This is a genomic window from Paenibacillus sp. sg306046 (assembly GCF_059821225.1).
This window is the reverse complement of record NZ_JCAMRT010000065.1, coordinates 1-3,021: the sequence shown is the minus strand read 5'-3', so window position 1 is coordinate 3,021 and position 3,021 is coordinate 1. Positions and strand designations below refer to the sequence as shown.

The following is a 3,021-nucleotide window of genomic DNA, read 5'->3' as shown; positions in this document are numbered from 1 at the left end:
GCCAGTACCGATAGGTGTGCTGGGGGAGCTATGCATCGGAGGCCCGGGAGTTGCGCGCGGGTACCTGAACCGTCCGGAGCTGACGGCGGAGAAGTTTGTGGACAATCCGTTTGTGGCAGGCGAACGATTGTATCGCACCGGAGACTTGGCGAGCTGGATGCCGGACGGCAATGTCGATTTTATCGGCCGGATGGACCATCAGGCCAAAGTTCGCGGCTACCGGATCGAGCTTGGCGAGGTCGAATCCCATTTGTTGAAAATGGAATCCGTCCGGGAAGCCGTTGCGGTTGTCAGGGAGGATGGCAATGGGCTTCAGGCGCTGTGCGCTTATTTTGTAGCGGAAAGTAAGCTCCAGCGAAATGAACTGCGGGGAGCGTTGGCACAAAGCCTGCCCGCCTACATGATTCCGTCACATTTTATTCAGCTTGATCATTTTCCGTTAACAACGAATGGAAAAATCGACCGCAATTCGTTGCCTGCTCCGGCAGAAAGCCAGCGGGGAGAATCACTTTACATGGCGCCACGGACTGTACTGGAAACCAGGCTTGTACACATGTGGCGGGATGTGCTGGGACTTGCAAGCATAGGCATACAGGACAATTTTTTCGAAAATGGAGGACATTCCTTACGTGCAACTTTATTGGTAAGCAGGCTTCACAAAGAATTACAGGTCAACGTCCCGCTGAGGTGCATATTCCGTTCTCCTACGATTAAGGAACTGGCATGCTTGATTGAAGATCTGCAGCAGGCGGAATATCAGCCGATACCACGTACAGAGCAACGTGACTTTTATCCTATGTCGTCCGTTCAACAGCGGTTGTACCTCCAGCACCAATTTGAGGGCGCCGAGCTGAGCTATAACATGTCGGAAACGATGCTTCTCACAGGCCAGTTGGACCGATTCCGGTTGGAAGAGGCGCTGAACAAATTGATAGCGCGACATGAAACATTACGGACGGGCTTTGAGTTGGCCGATGGCAAGCCAGTTCAGCGAATACATCAAGAGATTCGTTTTGAGCTGGAATACAGCCAGATAAGTGAGGAGGAAGCCGAGGAATCGGTCCGATATTTTGTACGGCCTTTCGATCTGCAGCAGGCTCCGCTCCTACGAGTCGGTTTGATTGAGCTTGAGGCCGAACGTCATCTGCTGATGGTGGACATGCATCATATCATCACAGACGGCTTGTCTACAAAAATTATGGTGGAGGAATTGCTTCGCTTCTATGAGGGGGAGGAGCTTCCGCCGTTGCAAATCCAGTACAAAGACTATACAGCATGGCAGCAATCCGCTGAACAGATTAAGCGTACGGAAGAGCAGCAAGCGTATTGGCTAAATGTTTTGCATGGGGAGTTGCCGCAGTTGGAGTTGCCGACGGATTTTGAGCGACCTCCGGTTCGCAGTTATGAAGGGGCTGTCCGAAGCTTTGCAGTCAGCCAACAGAGCAGTGAGGGGCTGCAGCGAATCGCGGAAGAGACAGGGCTGACCTTGTACATGGTGATGATGGCTGCCTACACCCTTTTGCTGCATAAATATTCAGGACAAAAAGATATTATTGTGGGCATACCGAGCGCGGGCAGAACCCACTCGGATTTGGCGCCCTTGATCGGCATGTTTGTTAACGCACTGCCAGTTCGTCACTATCCGGCGGGAGAGAAGCAGCTGCGATCCTATCTGGAGGAAGTCAGAGAAGCGATGCTAGGGGCTTACGAACATCAGGACTATCCGTTTGCAGAGATCGCGGAGCTGGTGCAGGGCAACAGGACGTTAAGCCGGCATCCTGTTTTTGATACGATGCTTGTGATCGAATACAAAGAAAATGAAATAAATCGTTTTGGGCAACTAAGCCTGCACCCTTATCCTCAATCTCATCATGTTGCGAAATTTGATCTGACGTTAGAGTTTGTAGTCACAGATGAAGGACTGAGCGGTCAGTTTGAGTACTGCACGAAGCTATTTTCTCCGAATATGATTGACCATTTTGTTGAAGATTTGCTGAATATCCTCGCTCAGTTCGACAAGCAGCACGATGTGCTTATCGAAGATATACTGCGTGAGAGCCAAGCAGCGCCGGCCCTCACGTTGGCCGTGTCTATTGATTTTGCTTTCTGACCTATGCCGATCCGGGAATGTTTCGCTGTACGATCCAGACATCCAGTCCTCCGCATTCCCGGAGGTGATGTTATCCAGAAGAAGGAGAGCGATGATGGTGGCCTTTGAAAAGGAAGCTCATTTTTGGGATCAGCAATTTGCAGATGAAGGCGGGATGCTTGCTGTTTTCCCTTATACCAAGTCGGCGACAAGTGCAGCAGCCGAGATGCGGTCTGCAGCAGGTGAATTGTCGGTTGAAGTAACCAGGCGTATTATCCGGACAAGTAAAGACTCTCCTCTCGCGGCGTATTTGATTCTGCTCGCCGGGATTCAGGTCCTGCTTTATAAATACACACAGGAGTCGATGATCGTAACGGGTATGCCTGTGGTTAAAGGAGCTGCCGATTCGCGGCTGCCAATCAATCATACCATTCTGATCAAGCAACACATTCATGCGCAGTCAACATTGAAGTCCATACTAAACGAATTGAAGCTAACCTTGCTGGAGGGAATCAATCACCAGCACCTTCCTTTTCGAAGGCTGACAGAGAAGTTGTCGTTGCAGGTGATAGATGGGAAGCCGGTAGTTCCGGTTCTTGTTTCCTTGGATGAACTACACACGACCGACTTCGGCGAGCATGTGGCCGTTGACTGCAAATTTCAGTTTAGCCTGGTTAATCAGGCGATCCGATACAACTGGATATACAATGGAACTTTGTACCAAGACGAAACGATGACCCGGGCGGCCGGCCACCTGGATCAATTACTTTCCGTCATGCTGGAGCAGCCTGAACTGGAGCTAGGTCATGTGGAGATATTAACGGCCTATGAGAAGAGGCAGCTGCTTGATGAGTTTAACGCGACAGATACGGACTACCCGAAGGAAAAAACGATCCATAAGTTATTCGAGGAGCAGGTGGAGCGAACGCCGG

The 3,021-nt window shown here is 50.8% G+C and carries 2 protein-coding genes; both read left to right on the top strand.

Annotation, left to right across the window (positions count from 1 at the left end):
- A partial coding sequence (locus tag AC6ROY_RS25250) for a condensation domain-containing protein (RefSeq protein ID WP_500103318.1) occupies window positions 1-2,110 on the top strand: 2,110 nt, incomplete at its 5' end.
- 91 nt (window positions 2,111-2,201) lie between these two features.
- A partial coding sequence (locus AC6ROY_RS25245; RefSeq protein ID WP_500103317.1) for a condensation domain-containing protein occupies window positions 2,202-3,021 on the top strand: 820 nt, incomplete at its 3' end.